This is a genomic window from Actibacterium mucosum KCTC 23349, from assembly GCF_000647975.1.
In the GTDB taxonomy this organism is placed as follows: domain Bacteria; phylum Pseudomonadota; class Alphaproteobacteria; order Rhodobacterales; family Rhodobacteraceae; genus Actibacterium; species Actibacterium mucosum.
In genome coordinates this window covers 40,924-66,363 of record NZ_JFKE01000002.1, presented here as the reverse complement: position 1 = coordinate 66,363, position 25,440 = coordinate 40,924, and the positions used below count along the sequence as shown (strand labels likewise).

Sequence of the window (25,440 nt, the reverse complement as noted above, 5' to 3'; positions counted from 1 at the left end):
GGTTCCGCGCGTCTTAGAACGACTTTTTTGATCAATATGTCCGTCATCGCCTCCAGTCGGTGACGCTATAATGAAAGGCCGTCGTATTTCTCTTCGCCCAAAAACGACGCGCCGCGTCCCATCCCCCAGCAGCGCCCGGATCGCTTCGACCTTTTATTCCCAATGCAGCCAAGGCAATTCAACTTTGGGTATCTCGCCACCATCGTTGCCGCCAATATCTTGATAGTCGCGGGGTCCTCTGTCGTGGATAGAAATCAATCTGTCCTCGTAATTCAGTTCAGGTGCGTCCGCAAAGAACGCATAAGTTCGCGCATAAAGCGTGCTGATGCGACCGGCAGGGTGCGTCCACGTAATTGACCCAGCAAAAGGTTTCCTGGTTCGACATCGCGCACATCCAGCGGACGTGCGATAAGGTCTCCATGCCGCTCCATGTCCAGCCCGATCGGAAACTGGAAGCTGACCATGTCTTCCCATTCGGCGTAGTGACGCATGAAATCAAAGCTTTCGGATTCAATCAAAGGGGTAATCTTGCTGGACCACAAGCGATGTGCCGCATTTTCCAACAGTACCCTCACCGCAAATTTTTCGGATGGAGCAACATGGGGAAAGCTGAGCGCGTCGCGCAAACGTATTTGTTGTTCACCGGCTAACGGATGATCGCGCCGCATCACGCAATGAATAGGTTGCGCCATGGCAAAGACGACTTCGAAATCAACCATGGTCAGCGGTTCGAACACCAATGCAATGTCACTGGCGAATTCGGATAGCTCCCGCTCGGCTTCGACGCGATCCCGCGCGTTAACCGTGAAGGTCACACCCGGATGATCGCCGCGATAGCGCGAAATCTGGCGTGGCAAAAAAAATGGCAACAAAGCTTGGGAACAGGCAATCGAAACATGGCCGCGGCGGACCCCGGACAGATCGGCAACCTGGGACTTCAAACGCGCAAAGTCCGAGCGTTGTGCCCGAATATGATGCAACAGCAATTCTCCTGCCGGGTTCAACCGAACCCCGCGAGGCAATCGTTCAAAGATCTCGTATCCGAATTCTTCCTCGAACTTGTTGATCCGCCGGTTCAATGCCGAGGCCGTAATATGCATGTCTTCCGAGGCCTTCCGAATTGATCCGGCCCGAAGAACGCCTTCGATGAACTCGTAATCCTTAAGATGCCGCATGTCGTTCCCACATAGCGGTGCGTTTTCTGCACCGGTTTGTTGAATTTATAGCATTTGTGTTCGCACCTCCGCCGCCGAAAGCTGTTTCTGCAGACATGATGAATCGAACATGTCACCAGAAATGATGGGAAATAAGGCATGAGAGCTGAAATACCGCTCACTCTAACATCTTTGCACGGCGCTTATGCCAAGGGTACGACACCTTCCGAGATCATCGAACAGGTCTATGCAAGAATTGAAGACGTGGCCGATCCGGGCATTTTTCTGCACCTGTTTGCGAAAGAAGACCTGCTGGCTCAGGCCGAAGCGTTGGGTGACTACAACCCGGAGAAGGCGCTTTTTGGTGTGCCTTTTGTGATCAAGGACAACATCGATGTTGCCGGTGCACCGACCACTGCTGCCTGCCCCGATTTCGCCTATGTCCCCGAAAAAACCGCGTTCGTCGTGCAAAAGCTTCTGGATGCCGGGGCCTTGCTAATCGGCAAAACGAACCTTGATCAATTTGCAACCGGACTGGTGGGTGTGCGCACGCCCTATGGCGCGCCTAAGAACGCAATCGACCCCGACATTGTACCCGGTGGATCGTCCGGAGGCTCTGGCGTGGCTGTGGCCCACGGAATTGCAACATTTTCCTTGGGCACGGATACTGCGGGTTCGGGTCGCGTACCTGCCGCGTTGAACAACATTGTCGGATTGAAACCGACCCTCGGTGCGCTCTCTGCAACGGGGATGGTACCCGCTTGCCGGACCCTCGACACAATTTCGATCTTTGCACTGACAGTTTCGGATGCCTATGCCGCTTATGCGGTCGCTGCCGTATACGACCCCGCAGACAGCTATGCTTGCGCGGTCGAAACGCCGTCCCTTGTTGCGCCACCTTCGGACCTGATCATCGGCATCCCTTCCGCCGCTAGCATCCGGTTCGAGGGTGACGCGGCTCAGGATGGTTCCTTCACAGCAACGGTTGAAGCCCTCAAAGCGACAGGCGCTACGATCCGCGAGATCGACTTCACTCCGCTCTACGACATTGCTGAGATGCTGTATTTCGGCCCGTGGGTGGCCGAGCGCTATGTCGCAACCGAAGACCTGATCACCAACAACCCTGATGCGCTTTTTCCGGTGACCCGCAAAATCATCGGTTCGGCGGTTGGCAAAACGGCCGCGGACGCGTTCAAGGGGTACTACAAGCTGAAAGAGCTCGCCAACGGGATTGCGCCCCTGATCGACGCCTGCGATGCGCTGTGTGTCCCCAGTATCCCGACCTTTGCCTCGGTCGCTGATCTGGAGGCTGACCCAATGGGTCCAAACAACATGCTGGGCACCTACACCAACTTCGTCAACCTGATGAACCTGTGCGCGATTACAGCGCCAACACCCGCCCGACCTGACGGTCGTCCCGGCAGCGTGACCTTCATTGCCGAGGCGGGTGCAGATGCCAAGGTCGCAGCTCTTGCAACACAAGTCGAAGCTTGGGGCGACCGCAAGTTGGGTGGCACAGATTGGACCATTGAGCCTGCGCAACTGCCAAGCAGCCCTGCCGAAACGGTAATTCGTGTTGCGGTCTGTGGAGCACACATGTCCGGCCTGCCCTTGAACCATACCTTGACCGAGCGCGGCGCCCGTTTCGTCAAAACAGACGCTACCGCGCCCGACTACAGTTTCTTTGCCCTTCCCGGATCGGGCATCGCTCGTCCGGGACTGGTCCGCACCACCCCGGGTTCCGGTGCCTCTGTGGCACTAGAACTGTGGGACATGCCGGTCACCGCGTTCGGGAGCTTCATGAAAACAATTCCTGCTCCGTTGGGCATCGGAACGCTGACTCTGGCCGATGGTGACTTGGTGCAGGGGTTCCTGTGCGAAGCCTTTGCCACCGAGGCAGCAGAAGACATCAGCGCCATCGCAGATTGGCGAAAATACCTGGCAGTGAATGCCTGAACGACAACGCGCAATGCGCCCCAACATGGATGTTACTTATGACCGACGTATCAAGACGCAGATTTCTACAAACCGGGGCGGTGACAGCCGCCACCCTTCCTTTCTTGCGTGCTTTGCCCGCCGCGGCTGCGGGTGACGACGTGCTGGTGGCCGTAAACGGCCAAACAATTAACAGCCTCGATCTTCACCGCACTGGTACGAACCGGCCCAGCTATCAGGTAGCGATCAACTGCTATGACCGATTGGTGTCCTTTGGTACCAAGCCGTCATCTGGTGGTGGACTTGAGTTTGACTACTCCAAAGTAGAGCCCGAATTGGCGGAAAGCTGGACTGTGTCCGACGATGGACTGGTTCTGACATTCACTTTGCGCGATGCCACTTTCCAGGATGGCAGCCCCGTAACAGCCGCAGACGTGAAATGGTCTTTCGACCGCGCCGTATCGCTGGGCGGATTTCCAGCCGTCCAGATGAAAGCAGGCGGCTTTACCCGACCAGATCAGTTTGCCGCGCTTGATGATAAAACCTTCCAGATCACACTCGACTTCCCGTCGAAACTGGCGATTCCGGATCTTGCGGTGCCAATTCCCTTTGTGATCAACTCGAAGGTTGCCATGGCCAATGCAACGGCTGATGACCCTTGGGCCACCGAGTACCTGCACAAGAATACTATTGGATCCGGGGCTTTCAAAGTGGCCCGTTGGACACCTGGCGAACAACTGGTCTACGAACGTTTCGACGATTGGGCCAGCGGCCCGACCCCGGCCTATAAACGTGTCGTCATTCGCGAAGTGCCGTCTTCGGCAACCCGCCGTGCAGTGATCGAACGCGGCGACGCACAGGTCTCGTTCAACATTCCTTCGAAAGACGCGCTGGAACTGTCCGAGAAGCTGGAAGTCAACTCTACTCCCATTGCGAACTGCATCAACTGTATCGGCCTAAACACCAATTTCGCTCCCTTCACCGACAGTGATGTGCGCAAGGCCGTGGCCTATGCGATCCCTTATGAATCGATTTTTCAGGTCGCAGCTTATGGTCGTGGCGCCCCGCTTTGGGGCGAAGAGACCGAGCGCAGCGACATCGCGTGGCCGCGCAAGACCGGGTACTACGAAGATCTCGACAAAGCCAAAGAGCATCTGGCGAAGTCAGGCTATCCGGACGGCTTTGAAGTGCCGTTTTCGATCAGTCTGAACCAACTTGACTGGATGGAACCTGCGGCGCTTTTGATTCAGGAAAGCCTTGCCAAGATTGGCATTACGGTAACCATCGACAAAATCCCAGGCGCAGATTGGCGCACGGCCTCGCTGGTTGAAAAGCGTCTTGCGTTTCACCTTGAAGGCTTTGGCGGCTGGCTGGACACTCCGGATTACTACTTCTTCTGGGCGTACAAAGACGGGCACCTGTTCAATTCGTCAAACTATCGCAACGAAGAGATCGAGACCCTGGTCGATACCACGCTGCATATCCCAGTTGATGATCCGGCTTATACGCCCAACGTCAAACGCATGTTCGAGATCGCGCTGGACGAACTGCCACGCATTCCACTTTGGCAACCGGCCCTGAACGTCGCGTTGAATGGTGCGGATGACTACGAATTCTGGTTCCACCGTCAACTCGACGTTCGTCCAATCAAACCAGTGTAGTCAAAATGCGGGCTCGATTGATCATTGCCCGATTGATACAGGCCATCCCGGTTGTCATCGGGGTGGTTGTTATCACTTTTATCCTGACACGTGCGCTGCCAGGTGACCCGGCTGTGTATTTCGCAGGTGACGCCGCAGACGAGGCGTCGATCCAGCAGGTGCGCGAAACACTGGGTCTGGACAAACCACTGCCCCATCAGTTTCTGCAATATGTCCGAGATCTGGTACGTGGTGATTGGGGCAACAGCCTGTCGACAGGGCAACCTGTGCTGGCAGATCTTGCGCGGCGGCTTCCCGCTTCGCTCGAGTTGACCCTTCTGGCGCTGCTGCTGTCATGCGCCATTGCGATTCCGTTGGGCGTCATGGCCGCCACAAGCCCCGGTTCGTGGAAGGATCACCTGTGCCGGGTGTTGGTAACTGCGGGCGTATCGCTGCCAACCTTTTTTACCGGCATCCTTCTGGTTTATGTCTTCTACTACCTGCTGGACATCGTTCCTTCGCCTCTTGGCAGGCTCGACTTCATCTATATCGAGCCAGACTCGATCACTGGCTTCTACTTGATCGACGGCGCACTGACCGGCGACTGGGAGACTTTCAGAGGAGCCGCTAAACAGCTGGTCCTGCCAGCCACCACGATGGCCATTTTCACTCTGGCTCCCATCGCCCGCATGACCCGGGCCTCGATGTTGACGGCTTTGTCTTCTGATTTCATCCGCACAGCTCGTGCTGCCGGCTTGGCGCGACGCAAAATCCTGATGGGATACGCGCTGCGCAATGCCCTTTTACCAGTTGTGACAACGTTGGGAATGGTGTTCTCGTTCGCGTTGGGTGCGAATGTGTTGGTCGAAAAGGTCTTTGCCTGGCCTGGTATCGGCTCTTACGCCGTCGACGCATTGGTCGCGTCAGACTACGCGGCGGTGCAGGGCTTTGTGTTGGCGATGGCGTTGCTGTTTGTAGCACTGAACCTGATCATCGATCTTGTTTACGCGCTGATCGACCCGCGCATTGGGTTTGACTCATGACAACTGAACACGCCCAAAACCAAAGCTTTGCAGGCCACGTCGGGTATGTCCTGCGTGCAAACCCGGTGACGATGCTTGCTTTTGCAATGCTTGGCTTCCTGATCATCTGTGCAATTTTTGGCCCATCTTTTGTGCCATTTGACCCACTCGCCTCGGGTGATCAAATACTGCAGCCACCCAGCTGGGCACATTGGTTCGGCACAGATCACCTTGGTCGCGACGTTTTCAGCCGTGTCATCGTCGCCACCCGGCTGGACATGGCCATTTCCATCGGTGCCGTCGCATTGTCGTTCGTCGCCGGTTCAATTCTTGGCTGCGCAGCCGGGTTTTGGGGAGGCTGGTGGGATGCCGTGATCAGTCGCGGCCTTGATATGATCATGGCCTTCCCACTGTTTGTCCTGGCCATGGGCATCGTTGCGGCACTTGGCAACACGGTTGAAAATGTCATTTACGCCACCGCGGTCATCAACACACCCTTTTATGCACGCGTGGTCCGCGCCGAAGTCAACATCCGGCGCGAAGCCGGGTTTGTTCAGGCGGCCAAACTGGCTGGCAATTCCGACCTTCGGGTTGTCGCGCTGCATATCTTTCCAAACGCACTGCCGCCGATGATGGTGCAGGTATCGCTGAACATGGGCTGGGCTGTGTTGAATGCTGCTGGGCTGAGCTTTATCGGCTTGGGCGTGCGCCCGCCAACACCGGAATGGGGCATCATGGTTGCCGAGGGGGCAAACTATATCATTTCAGGCGAATGGTGGTTGGCGGTGTTCCCTGGACTTTGGCTGATGTTTGCCGTTTTTACCTTCAACCTTTTGGGCGACGGGCTGCGCGATATCGTAGACCCCAGGCAGAGACGCTAGATGCTAAAGATCCAGAACCTGCGCGTTCAGTTTCAAACCAGAAATGGCCCTGTGGACGCCGTGCGGGGCATCGACCTGATGCTCGGCCGGGGAGAGACCTTGGGGATCGTCGGAGAAAGCGGCTCGGGCAAGTCTGTAACCGCCTTCAGCATCCTCCAAATCTTGGACCAAGGCGGACGGATCGTTTCAGGTGAGTTAAATTACAGCGGAGTGGATCTTAGCAACGCGTCCGAACGCGATCTAAACGACATTCGCGGACGAGAAATCTCGATGATCTTTCAGAATCCGCGCGCTGCATTGAACCCTATCCGTAAGGTTGGTCATCAGATCGAGGATGTCTTGCGCCATCATGCGCAGGCCACCGTGCAAGATGCCCGTGCCAAGGCCATTGCCGCTTTGAAAGAAGTACAGATCAAAGATGCCGAAGCACGCTATCACGCTTACCCTTTCGAATTGTCAGGCGGGATGTGTCAACGTGTGGTGATTGCGCTGGCACTTGCCTGCAAACCTCAACTTTTGATCGCCGATGAACCCACAACCGGTCTGGACGTCACCACGCAGAAAACTGTTATGGACCTGATCCAGGCTCTGGCACATGAGCGTCAGATGGGCGTTATATTGATCACCCACGACCTTGGTCTCGCTGGGCAGTATTGTGACCGCTTGGTGGTGATGAAGGACGGTGCGGTTGTCGAAAGCGGCGCTCCGGAAACGCTTGGTCGGTCGGCAACCCATGCCTACACCCAGCGACTGGTTGCTGCGACACCGCATCCCGGTAAAACACTTCACGAGCTGGTTTTGGGTGGCACCGAAACACCCGTTCCCGATCAAGGCGATGTGCTCTTGTCGGCACAGAATGTTACTAAGACCTATGTGGGTAAGTCCGGACCGGTTCATGCCCTGAAAGGTGTCAGCTTTGACCTGAGGCAAGGTGGTTGCCTTGGTCTGGTCGGTGAGAGCGGATCAGGGAAATCCACAGTTTCCTCAATCATCGCGCGCCTACAGGACCCCACCGATGGTGCCATTTTGTTTGAAGGCGCGTCGCTACTGGACACATCTGCAAAGAAATTTGCCCGTGACCCGCGCAGGCCGCAGGTCCAGATGGTCTTTCAGGACGCTACCGACAGCCTAAACCCACGACACTCAGCCGCTCAATCTATTGCAGAACCCTTGCGACATCTTGGCAATCTGACAAACATTCAACGCCGGGATCGGGTGCATGAATTGGCAGAACAAGTTGGCCTTCCGTCTCCTTTGTTGACCCGCCTGCCGCATCAGCTGTCCGAAGGACAAAAAGCACGGGTTGGCATTGCTCGTGCTTTGGCCGTAAGTCCGAAACTTCTTATTCTAGACGAACCAACTGCAGCATTAGATGTCTCGATCCAGGCAATTGTATTGAACCTGCTTGCCACGTTGCGGCATCAGCTGAACCTGACTTACTTGTTCGTCAGCCACGATCTGGCGGTCATTCAAATGCTGTGCGACAGCGTTGCTGTTATGCGTCAGGGGCAAATTGAGGAAATGGGGGAAACGTCGCAGGTCCTTAACGCACCCGAAACCGCTTACACCCGATCCCTGATCGATGCAGCGCCGGTGCCGATCATGTAAGCGTCGACAACAGCCGAAATTTCCTGCGCAAAGGCACTATCAACGGCGTGCAGGTCTAGTCAATTGCGACAAACCCGTCATCCGACTTGATGCGATGGGTCACCTTATTGGCCACCGACAGTGTCTGCTCCACAAAACACCCCTTTTTCGCGGCTTGGATCAGGGCCACCTGCTGGTCGAATGCGGACGAGCTCTCAAGAAAGATGTCGATGTCGAATGACTTCGGCGCAGTCTCGTAGATGCGACCCTTTGGAGTCCACTGCCAACTGACCTTGGTTTCAACGCGCAGGTCATCGATTTTGACATCCATGCGCTTTGCGAAGGCGCGCAGCTGCGTCATGATGCACCCGGTCAGCCCGCCAACAAACAGGGCAAGGGGCGGTGGCGCGGTGGCGTCGCCGCCGTGAAACGGTCCTTCGTCAGTGGCCAAGGTGAAATGCTCTTCCATCGGCTCGGTCATCGTGACGTCAAGCTCGTTACGCATTTTGCCAACGGCCTGCCCGTCGCAGGTGAATGTCACGGTCAGCGGGTCTTTAGGTTGTTCAACAGTCATCAGAAATTCACCTTGTCAGCACCCTTTAAACCAAGAATTTGCCGAGCTTCGTCAGGTGTGGCGGGTTCATTGCCCTGTTCGCGCAGGATCCGGACAATCTTTTCAACCTGCTGAGCGTTCGACGTGGCCAGTTCTCCACGCGAAATATAAAGGGAATCCTCCAATCCGACCCGCACGTGCCCGCCCATTTGGGCGCCAACCGCTGCCATCCGCATCTGCTGTGCCCCTGCGCCGATAACGGACCATTCGTATCCCTGACCCAACAACTTGTCTGCCGTCTGTTTCAGGAACATCAGATTGTCCAGCTCGGCCGCAATGCCCCCCAGAACCCCCATGACGAATTGCAGGAAGATCGGGCCGTCGAAATACCCCTGATCCTTGCAGAATTTCAGGTTGTAGATGTGGCCCACATCATAGCATTCATGTTCAAACTTCATGTTGTGTGGTGCCCCGCCCAATTTCTCAGCAATCATCCGGATGTCGGCAAAGGTGTTCCGGAAGATGTTGCCTTCGGAGGCGCGCAAATAGTCCTCTTCCCACGGCTCTTTCCACTCTGAATAGCGATCAGCCAACGGATGTAGGGCAAAGTTCAGCGACCCCATGTTCATGCTGCACATCTCGGGGCTGTAGGTTAGCGCAGGTGGCAGTCGCTGAGCCACGGTCATCGTCGGGCTGCCGCCGGTTGTGATGTTGACGACCGCACTTGTCGCGGCCCTTATCCGCGGCAGGATGTCTTCGAAATGTACCGGGTCAACGGACGGCGCGCCGTTGTCCGGGTTGCGGGCATGCAGGTGCAAAATGGCCGCCCCCGCATTGGCCGCATCGATGGCCTGCTGTGCAATCGTGTCAGGATGGACCGGCAGATAAGGCGACATGGTGGGGGTGTGAATTGCCCCGGTGATCGCACAAGAGATGATCGTCTTTTTCGGCATTGGATCAGTCCTCGATAATGGCAACGGCACGGGTGAATCCCGCAGAGGCGTTTTTGATCTTGAAAGGAAAGCAGGACACCATGAAACCGGTCGCAGGAAGCTGGTCCAGATTGGCCAGTTTCTCGAGATGGCAATACCCGATGTCCATACTGGCGCGATGACCTTCCCAGATCAGACTGGCATCGCCGGTTTCCGCGTATCGTTTTGCAGTGACGGAAAACGGAGCGTCCCAGCTCCAGGCATCCGTTCCGGTCAGCCGCACACCCTGCCGCAACAGGTGCAGCGTCGCGTCGCGCCCCATGCCGCATCCTTTGACCAGATAGTCGGGCTGACCGTAACTGGCCCCGGCGGACGTGTTAATCAGCACGATATCAAGAGGTTGCAGAATATGACCGACCCGCTCCAACTCGGCATCGATATCATCCGGCGTCACAAGATAGCCGTCCGCGAGATGTCGGAAATCCAATTTGACGCCCGGGTTGAAACACCATTCCAACGGGACTTCGTCGATGGTAATCGCGCGTTTGCCACCATCCATCGTCGAATGATGGTGATAGGGTGCATCCAGATGCGTGCCGTTATGGGTGGATATCGTCAAGCGCTCAACAGCCCACCCCTCGCCGCCCGGCAACGCATCCCGCGACAATCCAGGGAAAAAGTCCATCACCTGCTGCGCCGTATCCGCGTGGTTGAAATACTCGATCTCGGGCAACATGATGGGCGGGTCCGATGCAATCTCGGCCTCTAACGCCACGGAAATATCTATAAATCGGCGGGGCATTTCCGATCCTCCTAACGGCCAAGCAGACCGGTTGCGATGACGGGGAAAAAGACGACGGCCGCAAGGCAAACCAGCATCATGACAGCGAAAGGTGCGGCTCCGATGAAAATGTCGGACAGCTTGATATACGGGTCATCCAGCGTTGATTTGATGACATAGACTGATATCCCGAAGGGCGGCGTCAACAGGCCAACTTCTACGGCGATAACGGTGATAATGCCGAACCAAACCAGATCGACACCCATCGGCACCACCACCGGCAGCATCAGCGGCACAAGGATCAACATGATGGACGAGCTGTCCAGAATCATGCCGAACAGAATAACAACCAGTACATAGATCAGGATCAGGCCGTAGAGGCCAAGCTCGGCCGAGGCAACAATTTCGCCAAATGCGCCCGGCAGACCGGAAAATGACAGCATCCGCGAATACATCTGTGCGGCAACAATCAAGAAACAGACAGCAGCCGTCACCAACCCTGTTTCAACCAACACGCGCCACAGGCTTTTGGCGTTCAACGTGCCCTTGGCAAGACCAATCAGCAATGCCCCGACCGTGCCGATCGCGCCGGCCTCCACCGGGGTGAAGAAGCCCACGTAAATGCCGCCCAAAACCAAGGCGATAAGCAAGGTGATCGGCAGCCCTTTCGCCAGCAATTGCCTGGCCGAAAGGGGGGCCTCGACCTGACCCAGGTTTTGCCCGACAATTCCGGGCACAAAAAGCGCCATCAAAACAGTGCCCATGCCGAACAGAATTGCCAGCAACAAGCCCGGGCCCACACCGGCAAGGAACAGATCACCAATGCTCTGCTCGGTCAAAAGTCCATAGAGGATCAACAGCAGGCTGGGCGGGATCAACATTCCCAGCACCGACGAGCCCGCCACCAGTCCAACCGAAAAACGCGGTGTATAGCCGTGCCGGCGCAGCTCTGGCACAGCGATCTTGGTGAAAACGGCAGCTGATGCGATCGAAATACCCGTTATGGCCGCAAAAATCGTGTTGGCGGCGATGGTCCCGATGCCCAGCCCCCCCTTAATCCGGCGGAACATGGCGTTGGCCACGTCGAATGAATCACGCCCCATACCGCTTTCGCTGACCAGAAAACCCATCAGAACAAACAACGGTACAACGCCAAAAAAGTAAGACGAAATCGCGTCGTTGGCCGCAAGGCCCAGCATTTTTGACGCCAAAAGCGGTGACCCTTTGATGGCCCATACACCAAGGAATGAGCACGCGATCAGGGCAATCGGGACATGCATGCCCAAAAGCACCAAAAACCCCATCAAGGCCAACGCGATCAGCCCGATCTCGAACGGCGTCACGACAGGTACCTCCGCAAGATCCGCGCCACGAATTGCAGTGCCAAAAGCGCGGCACCCACCGCAAGCATCGCCTTGACGGGCCAAGTTGGGGCCGTGAAATCGCCGACGGCACCGACAAAGTCATTGCGTTCCCATGCGCGGGTCATAATCGGCCAATGCGCGTACAGGATTGCGCCCAGAACCGCGATCCCGACCAGATCAAAAACTGTCTCCAAGGCGTCTGCCAAACGTGGTTTGCGGGACTTGATTGCGTCCAGAACGCCGTCTGAACGTGTCAAGCGACCCGCCCTAAGTGCCTGCGGTGCTTGCAGAAAAACAATCGCAACGATTGACAGCGAGACAAGCTCCGGCACACCCGAGACCGGGGCACCCAACGCTTCGCGCCCGATGACGTCGGCCGTGATCAAGATCACAAGCCCAACGATCAGACAGGAGCCGGCCACATTGGCAACAAGCGTTACCGCGTCCAGCACACGCAGAAAACGGCCGGGCATAGTCGCCCGACCGATGGTTTCAGATGTCATTCCTGATCCCAATTCCGAAGCGGTGTGGCCCCCTCGCCGCGCATGGTGTCCATGTACAATGACAACACTTCGCTGCCGGGAATCCCCTGACCGTCCAGCCCCTCGGCCCAGGTTTTGGCAGCGTTGTCCATACCGGCGGCCCATGCCGCGCGCATCTCGTCGCTGGCATCTGTGATGGTTGCGCCGTTTTCACCCATGACCTTGAACGAGGTTTCAACAGCGCCTTCCAGCGCGGCCAGATACCACTCTTTTGCAGCATCCGCCCCGGTGTGCAACGCTTGCTTGGCCTCATCTGGCAGATCGTCATACCAGTCAGCATTAGCGCAGAGTGCCCCGGCATATTGCGCGCCAAGACCCGCCCGCGTGACATAGGGCGCCACTTCGTACAGCTTGCCCGGCAGCGCTGCCGAGGCAAAGACAATCACGCCATCATACACACCGGCCTGAAGCTCGTTGTAGTAGGTGGTCAGATTACCTGACACGCCCACCGCGCCGGTTCCCGACAACCAGTTGATGGCAGGTCCGGGTGCAGCAATCTTCTTGCCGTCCAAATCGCCAAGATCCGCAATTGGGAACTTGGTCATCAGCAGGTAATCGTCGATACCCACCGGTGCCCCCAGGTACACCACGCCGTTTTGCGTATAGGCCTCGGTCATTCGAGGGTCGCTTTTGTGCAGTTCATCCATCAAATCGGATACCGCGCGCGGGTCGTCGTTAACAAATGGCGTGTAGTACGTGACGTTCTGCACCGCCAGCTTGGCAGGGTCAAAAAGGCTTTGGCAGATCCCGATCTCGGCCAGCCCGGCCTCAACCGTTTCCAGCTCGTCGCCAACCTTCGCAATGGAGCCGCCGTATTGGCCGTCAAAGGACATGGTGTGCCCCGAGCCTTCGAGCGCAGCATTCACGCCGGGCACGAAAGCTTCGTCGACCATTTTTACCCAACGAAACACACCCGGATGTCCAGCGACAACGGTTGCATTGAAACTGTCGGCAAGAGCCAACCCGGGCAGCGCGCACGAGACCGCAAGCATACCCGCAGTGATTGAATTTCTCATATTCTCCTCCCTAAAATTCTCAACCGTTTTGTATCGCCACTGCTCCTCCAACAGCGAAACGAATGAGAGACTCTACAAACTCGTCTTGGTTATTTTCGAGGTGCTCCCCGCCGGCCAGCCGCCCTGCCCTTCCATCGCGCGGCAGCGCAGCCGTCAGCACGCCAAGGGCTGCCAGGTAAATCTGGGCGGCCTGCGTTACCGTGCTGTTTGGAAAGCAATCATGGATGGCCGCAACAAACAGCCGCGCCGTGTCATCATAATTTTTGCGAACCAGGATTTCGTCGCGGGCATTGCCAACGATCAAACCGGCGAAAATGCGGGCATAAGCGCGCCCCCCGCCGGACGGGCCAAGTGCAGGCAAGAACAACGCTCGGAAAACCTGCGCAAGACGGTCAGCGGCGGTTGGTTCGATTGCCTGCAAAAGCTTCTGACGCTCTTGGTTGATCAAAGACGAACGATGTTCAATCACCGCGGCATAAAGGCGATCTTTCGAGCCAAAATGGTAATGCAGCAACGATTGGCTTACACCGGCACTGGCTGCAAGCGCCTTCATCCCCAGCCCGTCAAAACCCTTTTCGGCGAACCCAAGTTCGGCCGCAACAAGGATACGTTCCAACGCATCCAGTTTTGCATCGTGGTTTGGTTTTCTGACGGCCCCCATAAGGTGACCTTAGATTCTGACTGATCGATCAGTCAAGAAATTTGCAGGATTTCTTCGCGCACCAAGTCCCCGTTTGCGATCAGGGCGCCGCGGTGCCCGAACGGGCGTCCTGTCTTATCAAGTCTGCTGCTTTCTCGGCGATCATAACAACAGGTGAAGCCGTGTTGCCCGACGGGATGGTTGGCATGATCGATGCATCGACGACACGCAACCCGGACACGCCGTGCACGCGCAGCCTGGGGTCCACGACCGCGTCTTTGTCGTCACCCATCTTGCAGGTCCCGACAGGGTGAAAGATCGTGGTGGCAATATCGCCAACGGCTTTGACGATCTCTGCCTCGGTCGCAACTTCGGGTCCTGGCAACACCTCTTCGGGCTGGTAAGGCTTCAGCGACATTGCAGACATGATTTGGCGCGCCTGACCGACAGATGTTACAGCAACCTGCCTGTCCCGATGCGTCGAAAGGTAGTTCAGCCTAATGTCCGGCTGCATGTCGCGATCGGGCGAAGAGATGTGGCACTCCCCCCGGCTTTCGGGCCGCAAGTTGCACACCGAAACTGTAATGGCGGGGAATGGATGCAGGGGATCGCCCAGCTTGTCGGTCGACAACGGTTGCACGTGATACTCCAGATCCGGTGTTGCAAGCGAGGGGTCAGATTTGGTGAATATTCCGAACTGGCTGGGCGCCATTGACATGGGCCCGGTTTGCGACAACCCGTATTGAAGCGCAATACGCGCCTTGCCCCAAAGACTGTTGGCCATTGTGTTCAATGTCTGTGCGTTTTGCACTTTGAAGACCGTACGAATTTGCAGGTGATCCTGCAGGTTTTGACCCACGCCCAAACTGATGTGCCGTGGCGCGATACCGAAACGGTCCAATATGTCGGCAGGGCCAATCCCGGACAACTCCAGCAACTTCGGTGAATTGATCGCCCCGGCGGCCATGATCACCTCGGCCTGCGCTCTGGCGGCCATCTGTTGGCCTTTCCAACGGAACTGAACACCAACCACGCGCTTACCATCCAGAACAAGCTTGTCTGTTGTCGCTTGTGTGAGCACACGCAGGTTCGGCCGTTTCAAAGCTGGACGCAAAAACCCTTTTGCAGTATTCCACCGCACGCCATTTTTCTGATTGACCTCGAAAAAGCCCGAGCCCTCGTTGTTGCCATCGTTAAAATCTTCGCGCGGGTGAATACCAAACTCTTTAGCACCGTTCTGCACCGCGCGCAGGATGTCCCATTTCAGACGCTGTTTTTGTACTTTCCACGCTCCGCCGGCCCGATGCATTTCACTGTTGCCGGCATGGTGATCTTCGGACTTCAGAAAGTAGGGAAGAACGTCGTCCCATCCCCAGCCTACATTCCCCAATTGCCGCCAGTGGTCATAATCCGCGGCCTGTCCCCGCATATAGATCATGCCATTGATCGACGTACACCCACCCAGGACCTTGCCACGTGGATAAACCAGCGACCGCCCATTCAATCCCGGTTCGGCAGCTGTCTTCATCATCCAGTCGGTGCGCGGGTTGCCGATGCAATAGAGATACCCCACCGGGATATGCACCCAGTGATAATTGTCTTTCTTGCCTGCCTCCAGAAGCAAAACGCGTGTGTTCGGGTCCTCGCTCAGCCGGTTGGCCAAAACGCATCCCGCCGTGCCCGCGCCAATGATGATATAGTCATATCGACCTTCAAGATCGGCCATCCGGTTATCTCCTGTCAGTATTCCACAACCAGCTTGCCAATCATGCGACCGGTTTCGATCAGCGCGTGCGCTTCTTTGAGTGTCTGGGCCCCAAGGCCCTGCAATGTCCGGGTTTCGGTGGTGCGGATGGACCCGTCATCCACAAGGCGCGCCATGTGCGACAGGATTTGCCCCTGCCTTGCCATGTCGGCGGTGGCAAACATCGGCCGCGTGAACATCAGTTCCCACATCAACGCCGCCGACTTGCCTTGCAGCGCGGAAATATCCAGCTTTTCCGGCGTCTCGACGATGGTGCCAATCCGGCCCTGCGGTGCGATCAGCGCGCACATCGCGTCCCAGTGCATCGCCGTGTCGGCGTATTGGCAAATGAAATCCGCGTATTCGCGCCCAGACGCGCGGTAGGCCGCAACAAGGTCACGGTGATCCACGACATCATGCGCGCCCATCTGAAGGCACCAGCTTTTTGTTTCAGGGCGCGAGGCGGTGGCGGTGATGTCAAGCGCTGTGAGGTGCCGCGCCAGTTGCAGGGTGACCGAACCAACACCGCCTGCACCGCCGATCACCAGAAGTGATGCGGTGTCGGGGGGCTGTGGCACCTGCAGCCGGTCAAACAGCATCTCGAACGCGGTGAGCGAGACCAACGGCATGGCCGCCGCGGCCACCGGCGCAACCGAGCTTGGCGCAAGGGCGGCAATCCGGAAATCGACAAGCTGCATCTCGGCATAGGAACCCGGGCGCGAGGGGTCACCCGCGTACCACACGCGGTCGCCCTTGCGAAAACCGGTCACATCCTTGCCGACAGCCTCGACCACCCCAACCGCGTCAAAGCCCAGGATGTAGGGTGCGTCATGCGGGTGGTCGACCGCCGTGCGTATGCGCACCTTTGCATCCGCCGGATTAACCGAAATGGCTTCGATCGCAACCAGCAGGTCGCAGTCCCCCGGGGTGGGCACGGACATATCCGTTTCAAACAGGGACTCTGGTTCCGTAATCGGAAGCGACTTCAAAAATCCAACAGCGCGCATGATCTCTCCTTACGTGGTTAGCCCTTGCCAGAACCCTTGCATCCTGTCCCCCAGATCGAGATACATGGCATAGCGCCGGTCATAATGGGCGGACATGCGTTGTTGCGGTGTGTGGTTGGCCTTGGCGCGGGTCATGCGCTGAATGGCCTCTTCGTACGATCCGACATGCCCGGTTGCCAGCGCCGCCCCGATGGCCGCGCCCAGCGCCCCGGTCTCCCGTGCCTCGGCCACGCTGATCGGCACGCCCAGCCCGTCGGCAAACATCTGTGGCCAATGCGGCGACCGCGCGCCGCCGCCCGACAGAACCGCCCGGTCAAACGCCACCCCTGCGTCGCGCAAGGTTTCGATATGTCGGCGGTGCTCGAACATCACGCCCTCGAACAGGGCGCGCAGCAGGTGACCTTCGCCATGCCAGCCGGCAAGGCCGTAGAACCCGGCGCGACTTTGCGCGCTTTGGCCCGAGCCATAAAGAAACGGGTGGAAAAACGGGTCGTCAGGCTGTGGCGATACCTCGGCAACCCGGTCGTTGCACAGGCCGAACGGGTCATCGTGGTGGGCGCCTCGTTCGACAAGCGCGCGCACATACCATTCCAGGTTCGCAGCCGACGTGGCGCTGGCCTCGATGTTGATAAATCGGTCTGATGCAAAAGCCGAAACCATGAACACGTGCTCGTCGCGCACCGCTGCATTGGAAAACACCTGGTTGATGCTCCATGTGCCTGCGATGATTGACGCGTCACCTGCGTTCACAACACCAGATCCCAGCGCGCTGGACACAACATCGAAATACCCGCCGATCACCGGTGTACCGGCCGCAAGGCCCGTGGCGGCAGCGGCCTTTTCCGTCACGGTCCCGGCAACCTCGATCGGGTCGATGAGGCGGGGCAACATCTGACGGGCATCACCCAGCCCATAGAGCCGCAGCAACGCTTCGTCATATGTCCCCCCGGGCATGCGCAACAATCCGCAACCCGACATGTCCGACAGATCGCTGACGCGTTCCCCGGTCAGATGGTAGGTGATGACATCTTTGCACAGCAAAACCGTGCCAATCTTTTCGTAGGTCTCGGGCCGGTGCCGCTTGATCCATGCCAGCAAGGTCGGAGTTTGCGCGGGCCAAGGCTTTTGCAAGCAAAGCGCGTGGAAGTCCGCACCGTTGTTGCCAAGTTCCGCGGCCAAATCCGCAGCCCGCGTATCCAGGGATTGAATACCCAGCATCGGATCGCCGGCACGGTCCAGCAAGTACAAGCCGTTTCCGTGACCGGCACAGCCGATGCCAACGATCTGATCTGCAGCAATACCTGCTTTGCCGATGCAGCCGCGTATGGCCTGACCCGCATTGGCGCAAAGTTCCGGGATGTCTCGTTCGACAAATCCCGGTGCCGGGGTAGAAGACTGCCCGTCCAGCGCATGCATGGCAACCTGTCTGCCGTCCAGATCGAACAAGACCGCCTTGATGACCGTATTCCCGGCGTCCAGCCCAAGTATGTATTTGCCGAGCTTACCCACGGTTATAGATATCCCAAGCTTCGTCGCCGCTGGCGCCGTTGTGGATCATGGCCATCAGGGCCGCTACAACGGCGCGTGGATTGTCGTGTTGATAGATGTTGCGGCCATAGACCATGCCCTTGGCACCTTGCGCTATGATCGCGGCGGACTTCTTGAAAACGGTTTTCAAGTCTTCCTTGCCGCCGCCACGCACCAATACGGGGACACGGGCGGCTTCGATCACACGGTGATAGATTTCGGGATCGGTGGTAGGGTCCGCCTTGATAATGTCGGCCCCCATCTCAGACGCCAGCCGGACCAATGTCACGATTTTTTCCGCGTCTCCGTCGACCTGATAACCGCCGCGGAGGTCATTGGGCAACATCACCAGGGGTTCGATCATCAGGGGCATGCCATACTTGCGGCAAGCCTCGCGAACGCGGCTGATGTTTTCGACGCATTGACGGAACAGCTCTGGTTCGTCGGGCAGCATGAAGAGGTTCACAACCACGGCAGCCGCGTCCATCTCCAGTGCACCAAGGATCGGCTCATCGGCATTTTGCAGTTGCGACCACATCACCCTATGCCGCTGATCATTGTAAGGGTTGCCCATGTCGATCCGCATGACCAAGGCAGGTTTATCCTTTTCCGGGCGCGACTGCAGAAGATCTGCCTGACCATAGGCGCATTGGATCGCATCCGGCCCCGCCTTGATCAGCGTGTCCATTACGGCTGGCATGTCCTCCAAACCCGCCAAAAAGCTTGGTTCGTTGCAGACACCATGATCAATCGCCACATCCAGACATCCACCGTTGCTGAACAGGCGGTTCATTCGGGCTTTGGGGCTTATACGCATTCTCGTCTCCGTTCGGTATTGCGTGCGGTCAAAGCTTCGGCTGTAACGCCATGAAACTCTGCCAATTCATTGATAAGTTGTTCTTTTTGAGCGCCGATACATTCGGTGCTCAGGCCGCGCGCAGCCGCGAAAACCTCGCAAATTCGATCAATCACATCCATCGAAATCTGCCCGGTGATCGCCAAAGATGTGCGGCGCAACACGATATCTGAAACCGTTTGAACAAATTCCCGTCCAACCAGCCATCTGATTTCACCAACCGTATATGGGCAGCACGTCGCCAGCGGCATGTCCGGATGAGATCGCAAAAACCGTGCCACGTCCTCGGCATGACTGCCGTAGTGATCCAAAAGATGCACCGCGCGCGTTTCAGGTATTCCAAGATTCTTGGCCAAACGCTTGGCATCATCGGAAAATCCCTTGCCACCGCCAATGGGCAGGTTCCGGGTCGATATCCGGCGTTGCACGCCAAGTTCCTCCAGAACCTGATCGGCGGTCTGTTCCGCAAATGCACGAAACGTCGTCCATTTGCCACCGATCATGCAAAACTGCGGAATTTTGCCGGGCAAACGGCGTACATCATGTCCCCGAGAGATCCTGCCGGTAAATTCATGATTGCTCTTGGGCAACGGACGAATGCCACTATAGCTGAACACGATGTCCTGCGCTGCAATCTCAATTTGCGGAAAGATCAGCCGCAGAGACGTCAGGATATAATCGCGCTCGTCATCCTCGCAGCGCACGCGCCCAGGGGTTTCAACGCGAATGTCGGTGGAGCCTGCAAGAACCTGCCCCTGGTAAGGAAAGACAATGCACACCCGGCCATCGGTATTTTCGAAATAGACCATGTGTCCATTCAAAGCATCACGCAGTTGGTCATGTTTCAGGATCAGGTGCGAGCCCTTGGTGCCCGACACCATGCGGCTGCTACCCTCGGCGCCGAGACCACGCGCCGTGTCGTCAACCCACGCGCCTGTGGCATTTACGATCACCTTCGGTTCTATGTCGATATGGCCCTGCCCCTCATTGTCATGCAAAACGACCCCCCGTCCATTTGCGTGCAGCTCGGCATAGTTCAGTGCAACACAGACCGGAGCCGCATTCAACGTGTCCTGCAACAATTCGATACACAGACGTTCGGGGTGACTGATCCACGCGTCATTATACACGGCCGACAGCCGCGCATTTGGCATCAGATCGGGCCAGTTCGCGCGTGTTGACGCGCGCCCGTGAAAACGATGCGCCGGCAAAAGGCGACGTTTGCGCGTAACCCAATCGTACAGCGCAAGACCAACTTTGATCGGAATTGCGCCACGGGCGGCAGGTTTGCCGGTTCGTCCAAGAAAGCTGGCGGCGGAATTGAACAATCCCGATGCCCACGAGGTAATTGGGATCATCGTGGGCAGTGCACGCACCATGTGTGGTGCGTTGCGCAACAGGGCATCACGCTCGTGCAAGGACTCGCGGACAAGGCTGAACTCGCCATTTTCCAGGTAGCGCAATCCCCCGTGAATCATGCGCGAGGGCGCGGCGCTGCAACCGGAACAAAAGTCGTTGCGCTCGACCAGAAGCACGCGCAGCCCTTGCAGTGCAAGGTCACGAAATACGCCGATCCCATTCACCCCGCCGCCAACAACCACAACGTCAAACGAGCTGTTTGCGCGAAGCTTGGCCAGATTTTGAGCGCGTTGATCAGACATGGTTTTCCCGTTCGCTGAAACGACATTTCAGCGTTGTTGAAGATTGGATGTGTGATGGCCGCCCTAGGCTGCCAGGTCGCTTAGATGTTGCTTGGCACTTTGATCGATGGACGAGACGTCATCAGCCGACAGACGTAAAAAACCTGCCCTCGCGTTCTCTTCGGCCTGCGCCACGTTGCGCGCCCCACAAAGCGAAAACGTGATGCCCGGCTGCTGCAACGTCCATGCGATCACGGTCTGGGCCAACGTGGCGCCGTGTTCTTCAGCAATCGGTTGGACATCCTGCATCAGGCGCGCAACGCGTTGCCGATTGGCTTGGCTGAACCAGGGGTTTTCCTTGCGCTGGTCATCCCCTTCAAACTGCCGGTCCGGGCCGATTTTGCCGCTAAGCAGGCCGAGGGCCAATGACGAGTAGCTGAGGATGGACACACCGTTCGCCTTGCACAGGTCCACATGACTGCCCTCCACGTCACGTTTCATCATTGAGTATTCTTCCTGCACAGCGTCCAGTTGCCCCGCGGCCAAATACGCCTGAACGTCAGCCGTGGTGGTGTTGCTGGCACCGATCGAACCAATCTTGCCCTGCGTTTTCAATTGCGTCAGCGCTTCCATGGTCTCGTCAACAGGTGTCGTAGGATCCTGCCAATGTGTGATGTAGTGGTCGATATGGTCCGTTCCCAACCGCGTCAAACTCTGCTCGACCTCGTACACAATCGCGTCTCGCGCCAAGTAGCGGTGCACGGGTGCCCCATTGTAGTCAAAGAAATGGTTGCCTTTTTGCGTGTGCCAAACCAACCCGCACTTGGTGGCCAGCACAACCTTTTCACGACGCCCCTTAATGGCCCGTCCCACGATCTCTTCCGCGACCCCCTGACCATAGGCCGGCGCCGTGTCGATCAGGCTGATACCTTCGTCGATGGACGCCTGAATAGCCGCAATCGAGCGGTCTTCGTCCGTGCCGCCCCACATCCAGCCACCGATGGCCCATGTGCCCAATCCGATGGCCGAGGCCTTGATCCCGGATTTCCCGATCTCACGTGTCAACATCTCATGCGACATGGATCGCTCCCTTCATCTGGTTCATAACCGCCGCTACCGTGTCCTCGTCAGCAATCAGCGCGTTCAGGAAATTTCCGGCCAACGTGGCCTTGATCGGAAGCACCTTTTCAGGGCCTGCTGCCACCCCGATGATCCGATCACATTGTTTCAGGTCCGACGGCTCCAGCGCCACGATCCTGGAATTCAGAGCATAGTTTGATACGGACCCGTTCGAATGGATGAGGTGGGCCAGAAACTCGCCAACGACCCCCATGCCAACCAGCATCTTGCGGTCACCTTCGGGTACGGGATGAAGGTCATAATAGCTGGACTCTTCGGGTTCGATCGATCCAACGCCGACCAGCGCAATGTTGGCACGACGCGCAAGATCCAGAACCTCGCGGATGGACGATACTTCCATCAGCATGTCGCGCTGTTCCTGCGTTTCGGCAAAGAGTGGTGCGTGCAATAGCATGGTTTTACCGCCCAGCCGGTCGGCCATGCGATTGGCAAGATGGTTTACATCCGTAAAGAACTTGCCTTGCACCGCCCCGGTCAAAGGCACGACAGTGACGTCGAAATCGCGTTCCGGTGCAAGGTTTTCGACAACCGCGCTGACCGCTTTGCCACCGGTAATGGCGATCACATCCCCATCGCGCAGTGTTTCAACCAAATGGTTTGCTGCTGCGCGGCCCACCTGTTGAAGGGTTGCGGTGGTGCTGCCGGGAACAGACGGCGTGACGATCGCGTTTTTCAAACCGGTCTCTGCCACCAACTCCTGCTCTAGGTCCATCAGGGTTTGGAACGGACTTTCGATGTCGATCTTGATCATGCCCAACTTGCGCCCCTGGGTAATCAATCGGTTCACCTTAGACGTTGACAGGTTCAGTGCCTTGGCGATGTCAGATTGCTTTTGCCCTTCGAGGAAATGAAGGATCAGCACATTGTGGATCTGCCGAACCAGTTCGAAATCTTTGCTCTTGTCCATCATCGTTCAGCCCCGGCGCTTGTTCAGGTAGTGGTCGATTGTGACCGCCGCCAACAGGATCGAACCCCGGATGATGTCCTGCCAGTAGACGGACACATCCAGCAAAGCCAACGAGCTTGAGACCAGCGAAAGAAGGATCACGCCCAGGATCGCCCCAAGAATGGAGCCAGAGCCGCCATTCAGGCTGGCCCCGCCAATCACGGCGGCCGCGATGATCGTCAGTTCCAGCCCAAGACCGAATGTCGGCTGCGCCGAACCGAACCGGGCCATGTAGATGATGCCGGCAATGCCACACAGCGTCGAGCACAGCGTTGTGGTCAGAAAGATCACCTTCTTGGTGCGGATGCCGGAATAGGCAGCGGCCTTTTCGTTGCTGCCGGTGTAGAATACTTTGCGAAACATCGTCGTGCGCCGCAGCATAAAGTCGAAGGCAACCACGAATACCAGGAAGATGATGATGACCACCGGCACGGGTCCAATCGCGCCCTGACCAATAAACTTGAACTCTGGTGGCAGCGTGAACAGGCCCAGCGGGCGCCCGCCGGTAAACAACAGGCATGCGCCGCGCGCTATCACCATCACAGCCAGCGAAACGATGAAGTGATGCAGTCCCACGCGGGTAACAAAGAACCCCATGAATGCCCCGATACCGGTACAAAGCGCGATAGACATTGCCGATGCAACCCACGGGTCAATCCCGCTCAGGAACAACCACCCCGCAACCACCATCGCCAGTGCCGTGACCGAGCCAACCGACAGGTCGATCCCGCCCGAAATCAGTAAGATGGTCATACCAATCACAAGCAGACCGTCGACCGCGAAAGCCATGGACATGGCCCGCATGTTGGCCCAGGTCAGAAAATATGGCGAAGCGAATGTCATGATGACAAAAAGCGCCAGAATGATAATGACCAGCCCGGTTTCCCGCATGCGCAAGAGCCGCTGAAGAAATGAAACGTCGCGCTTCGGTCGCGCTTGGCTTGTCATGTTTGCTGAATAGTCCATGTTGGTTCCCCGTTCACGCGACTGCATGCGCGTCCAGCACCGATGCAAGGTGCATGATATTCTCTTCGGTCATTTCGCTGCCCGAAACTTCGCCGCTTATTTGGCCTTCACGAACCACCAGAACGCGGTCGCAAACGCCAATCAGCTCGGGCAATTCGGAAGATATGACCACGATGCCCACACCCTCTTCGGCAAGGTCGCGCAGAATTCGGTGGATTTCCGATTTTGCACCGACATCAACCCCCCGCGTGGGTTCGTCCAAAAAGATCAGTCGGGGGTTCACTGACAACATCTTGGCGATCGCCACTTTTTGCTGGTTCCCCCCGGAAAGCGACGATACCGGGTCGCGCATCGTGCCATATTTCAGGTTCAGTTTGCGCGCCAAGGCTTCGGCCTGCTGCAACTCGGAATCTGCCTGGATCAGGCCCGACCGGTTGGCCACCTGTTCGACCTTCAATGCCGAAATGTTGTCGGCGATCGGCAGGTCCAGAAACAGCCCGTCACCTTTACGGTCCTCGGACAGGTAGACCATTCCTTTGGCAATGCTGTCGGGATAATCCCGCAAGGAAAGCGTTTCACCTTCCAGCCGTACTTCGCCCTTAACGTCGCCCTCTAATGCGCAGATACCTTTGACAATTTCACTGCGGCCCGCACCGATCAAACCCGCAAAGCCGAGGATTTCTCCACGTTTCAGGGTGAACGAAACATCGCGAAAACTGCGCGTTTCGGTCAAGTTTTGAACGTCGAGGATGATGTCTTCGGTCGGCGTCTCCTGCTTGTGCGGATACAGGTTGTCGATCACGCGACCGACCATGGCATTCACAACATCGCTGGGTTCTATATCCGCGACATCCTGCGTCACGATATGCTGCCCATCGCGGAATACAGAAACGCGGTCGCAATTGTCGAAAATCTCGACCATGCGATGCGAGATATAGATGATCGAAATCCCACGATCCGCAAGCTCTCGCATGATCCCAAACAATGTCTGTGCTTCTGCTTCGGTCAGGGCGGCGGTTGGTTCATCCAGGATCAGGATACGGCAATCCAGCGTCAGCGCCTTGGCGATTTCGACCAGTTGCTGGTGCGAAATCGACAGGTCGCGCACAAGGACCGAGGGATCAATATCGCAAAGCTGTGCAAAGATCTCGCGGGCATCGTGTTCCAGCTTGCGATAGTCCATCATCAGCGAAGTGCTGACATTGGTCGCAGCCATAAAGATGTTTTCGGCAACCGACACGTCGGGGCACAAAGCAATCTCTTGATGAACAAAGCCGATCCCCAGTTTCTGCGCCATGGTCGGCGAGCTGATTTTTGTTGGCTCTCCATCCAGCAAAATCTGTCCGCTGTTGGGCTGCAATATCCCGTCGATGATGTTCATGAGCGTCGATTTTCCCGCCCCGTTTTCCCCAGCGATGGCGTGGATCTCGCCCCTGCGCAGTTCAAAGTTGACACCACGCAACGCCTGGACCGGGCCAAAGGATTTGCTGAGGTTCGAGATTTTGAGGATTACATCCTGCATCATGGTACGTTCCGCTGCATATTGACGTTGCCCGGGGCTTGACCC

22 protein-coding genes are annotated in these 25,440 nt (G+C 57.2%); 5 read left to right on the top strand and 17 right to left on the bottom strand.

Features of this window, described 5'->3' with window-relative positions; translation table 11 throughout:
* Positions 1–272: 272 nt before the first annotated feature.
* Positions 273–1,175: a LysR family transcriptional regulator gene (locus ACMU_RS03590; protein WP_035256299.1), complete on the bottom strand. Its 903-nt coding sequence runs from the start codon at positions 1,173–1,175 to the stop codon at positions 273–275.
* A gap of 138 nt (positions 1,176–1,313) precedes the next feature.
* Here ACMU_RS03590 and atzF point away from each other — a divergent pair, with 138 nt between their 5' ends.
* Genes atzF through ACMU_RS03565 form a run of 5 tightly spaced genes read left to right on the top strand, consistent with a single transcriptional unit; the run spans position 1,314 to position 8,240 of the window.
* Complete coding sequence (atzF, locus tag ACMU_RS03585) at positions 1,314–3,110, top strand: allophanate hydrolase (RefSeq protein ID WP_035256296.1); 1,797 nt, start codon at positions 1,314–1,316, stop codon at positions 3,108–3,110.
* A 38-nt stretch (positions 3,111–3,148) separates the two neighbouring features.
* Complete coding sequence (locus ACMU_RS03580) at positions 3,149–4,750, top strand: ABC transporter substrate-binding protein (protein WP_035256294.1); 1,602 nt, start codon at positions 3,149–3,151, stop codon at positions 4,748–4,750.
* 5 nt (positions 4,751–4,755) lie between these two features.
* A complete protein-coding gene (locus ACMU_RS03575; protein ID WP_035256293.1) occupies positions 4,756–5,772 on the top strand; it encodes an ABC transporter permease in 1,017 nt (338 codons plus the stop codon).
* Positions 5,769–6,632: an ABC transporter permease gene (locus ACMU_RS03570; RefSeq protein WP_035256292.1), complete on the top strand. Its 864-nt coding sequence runs from the start codon at positions 5,769–5,771 to the stop codon at positions 6,630–6,632. Before ACMU_RS03575 ends, ACMU_RS03570 begins: the two co-directional genes overlap by 4 nt.
* Positions 6,633–8,240 carry a dipeptide ABC transporter ATP-binding protein gene (locus tag ACMU_RS03565; RefSeq protein WP_035256289.1) on the top strand — a complete coding sequence of 536 codons (1,608 nt, stop codon included), beginning with the start codon at positions 6,633–6,635 and terminating at the stop codon, positions 8,238–8,240. It begins immediately after the preceding gene.
* A gap of 55 nt (positions 8,241–8,295) precedes the next feature.
* Here the strand turns inward: ACMU_RS03565 and ACMU_RS03560 are convergent, their stop codons facing one another.
* The 16 genes from ACMU_RS03560 to ACMU_RS03485 form a co-directional block, all read right to left on the bottom strand.
* The gene (locus tag ACMU_RS03560; protein WP_035256288.1) at positions 8,296–8,793 is read right to left on the bottom strand and encodes an OsmC family protein; all 498 of its coding nucleotides are present in this window, start codon (positions 8,791–8,793) and stop codon (positions 8,296–8,298) included.
* Positions 8,793–9,725 carry a BKACE family enzyme gene (locus ACMU_RS03555; protein ID WP_035256287.1) on the bottom strand — a complete coding sequence of 311 codons (933 nt, stop codon included), beginning with the start codon at positions 9,723–9,725 and terminating at the stop codon, positions 8,793–8,795. The genes ACMU_RS03560 and ACMU_RS03555 overlap by 1 nt, the downstream gene beginning before the upstream one ends.
* A 4-nt stretch (positions 9,726–9,729) precedes the next feature.
* Positions 9,730–10,506, bottom strand: coding sequence for a cyclase family protein (locus tag ACMU_RS03550; RefSeq protein ID WP_035256285.1), 777 nt, complete (start codon positions 10,504–10,506; stop codon positions 9,730–9,732).
* Between the two features lie 11 nt (positions 10,507–10,517).
* Positions 10,518–11,828: a TRAP transporter large permease gene (locus ACMU_RS03545; protein ID WP_035256284.1), complete on the bottom strand. Its 1,311-nt coding sequence runs from the start codon at positions 11,826–11,828 to the stop codon at positions 10,518–10,520.
* Positions 11,825–12,322 (bottom strand): TRAP transporter small permease subunit, encoded by a 498-nt coding sequence (locus ACMU_RS03540; RefSeq protein WP_035257375.1) that lies wholly within the window; start codon positions 12,320–12,322, stop codon positions 11,825–11,827. Before ACMU_RS03540 ends, ACMU_RS03545 begins: the two co-directional genes overlap by 4 nt.
* A 26-nt stretch (positions 12,323–12,348) precedes the next feature.
* The gene (locus ACMU_RS03535; RefSeq protein WP_035256283.1) at positions 12,349–13,407 is read right to left on the bottom strand and encodes a C4-dicarboxylate TRAP transporter substrate-binding protein; all 1,059 of its coding nucleotides are present in this window, start codon (positions 13,405–13,407) and stop codon (positions 12,349–12,351) included.
* Positions 13,408–13,426: 19 nt separating this feature from the next.
* Complete coding sequence (locus ACMU_RS19960) at positions 13,427–13,960, bottom strand: TetR family transcriptional regulator (protein ID WP_407636990.1); 534 nt, start codon at positions 13,958–13,960, stop codon at positions 13,427–13,429.
* Between the two features lie 187 nt (positions 13,961–14,147).
* Positions 14,148–15,773 carry a GMC family oxidoreductase gene (locus ACMU_RS03525; protein ID WP_035256282.1) on the bottom strand — a complete coding sequence of 542 codons (1,626 nt, stop codon included), beginning with the start codon at positions 15,771–15,773 and terminating at the stop codon, positions 14,148–14,150.
* Between the two features lie 14 nt (positions 15,774–15,787).
* The gene (locus tag ACMU_RS03520) at positions 15,788–16,798 is read right to left on the bottom strand and encodes a zinc-binding alcohol dehydrogenase family protein (protein ID WP_035256281.1); all 1,011 of its coding nucleotides are present in this window, start codon (positions 16,796–16,798) and stop codon (positions 15,788–15,790) included.
* 9 nt (positions 16,799–16,807) lie between these two features.
* Positions 16,808–18,307 carry an FGGY-family carbohydrate kinase gene (locus ACMU_RS03515; RefSeq protein WP_035256279.1) on the bottom strand — a complete coding sequence of 500 codons (1,500 nt, stop codon included), beginning with the start codon at positions 18,305–18,307 and terminating at the stop codon, positions 16,808–16,810.
* On the bottom strand, positions 18,300–19,142 hold the full coding sequence (locus tag ACMU_RS03510) for a class I fructose-bisphosphate aldolase (RefSeq protein WP_035256278.1): 843 nt from the start codon (positions 19,140–19,142) through the stop codon (positions 18,300–18,302). The genes ACMU_RS03515 and ACMU_RS03510 overlap by 8 nt, the downstream gene beginning before the upstream one ends.
* The gene (locus ACMU_RS03505; protein ID WP_035256277.1) at positions 19,133–20,842 is read right to left on the bottom strand and encodes a glycerol-3-phosphate dehydrogenase/oxidase; all 1,710 of its coding nucleotides are present in this window, start codon (positions 20,840–20,842) and stop codon (positions 19,133–19,135) included. Before ACMU_RS03505 ends, ACMU_RS03510 begins: the two co-directional genes overlap by 10 nt.
* Positions 20,843–20,905: 63 nt before the next feature.
* On the bottom strand, positions 20,906–21,901 hold the full coding sequence (locus tag ACMU_RS03500) for an aldo/keto reductase (protein WP_035256276.1): 996 nt from the start codon (positions 21,899–21,901) through the stop codon (positions 20,906–20,908).
* Positions 21,891–22,868, bottom strand: coding sequence for a sugar-binding transcriptional regulator (locus ACMU_RS03495; protein ID WP_236626186.1), 978 nt, complete (start codon positions 22,866–22,868; stop codon positions 21,891–21,893). The genes ACMU_RS03500 and ACMU_RS03495 overlap by 11 nt, the downstream gene beginning before the upstream one ends.
* A 6-nt stretch (positions 22,869–22,874) precedes the next feature.
* Positions 22,875–23,873: an ABC transporter permease gene (locus tag ACMU_RS03490; protein ID WP_035257370.1), complete on the bottom strand. Its 999-nt coding sequence runs from the start codon at positions 23,871–23,873 to the stop codon at positions 22,875–22,877.
* Positions 23,874–23,886: 13 nt separating this feature from the next.
* Positions 23,887–25,398 (bottom strand): sugar ABC transporter ATP-binding protein, encoded by a 1,512-nt coding sequence (locus tag ACMU_RS03485; protein WP_152544500.1) that lies wholly within the window; start codon positions 25,396–25,398, stop codon positions 23,887–23,889.
* Between the last annotated feature and the right edge of the window lie 42 nt (positions 25,399–25,440).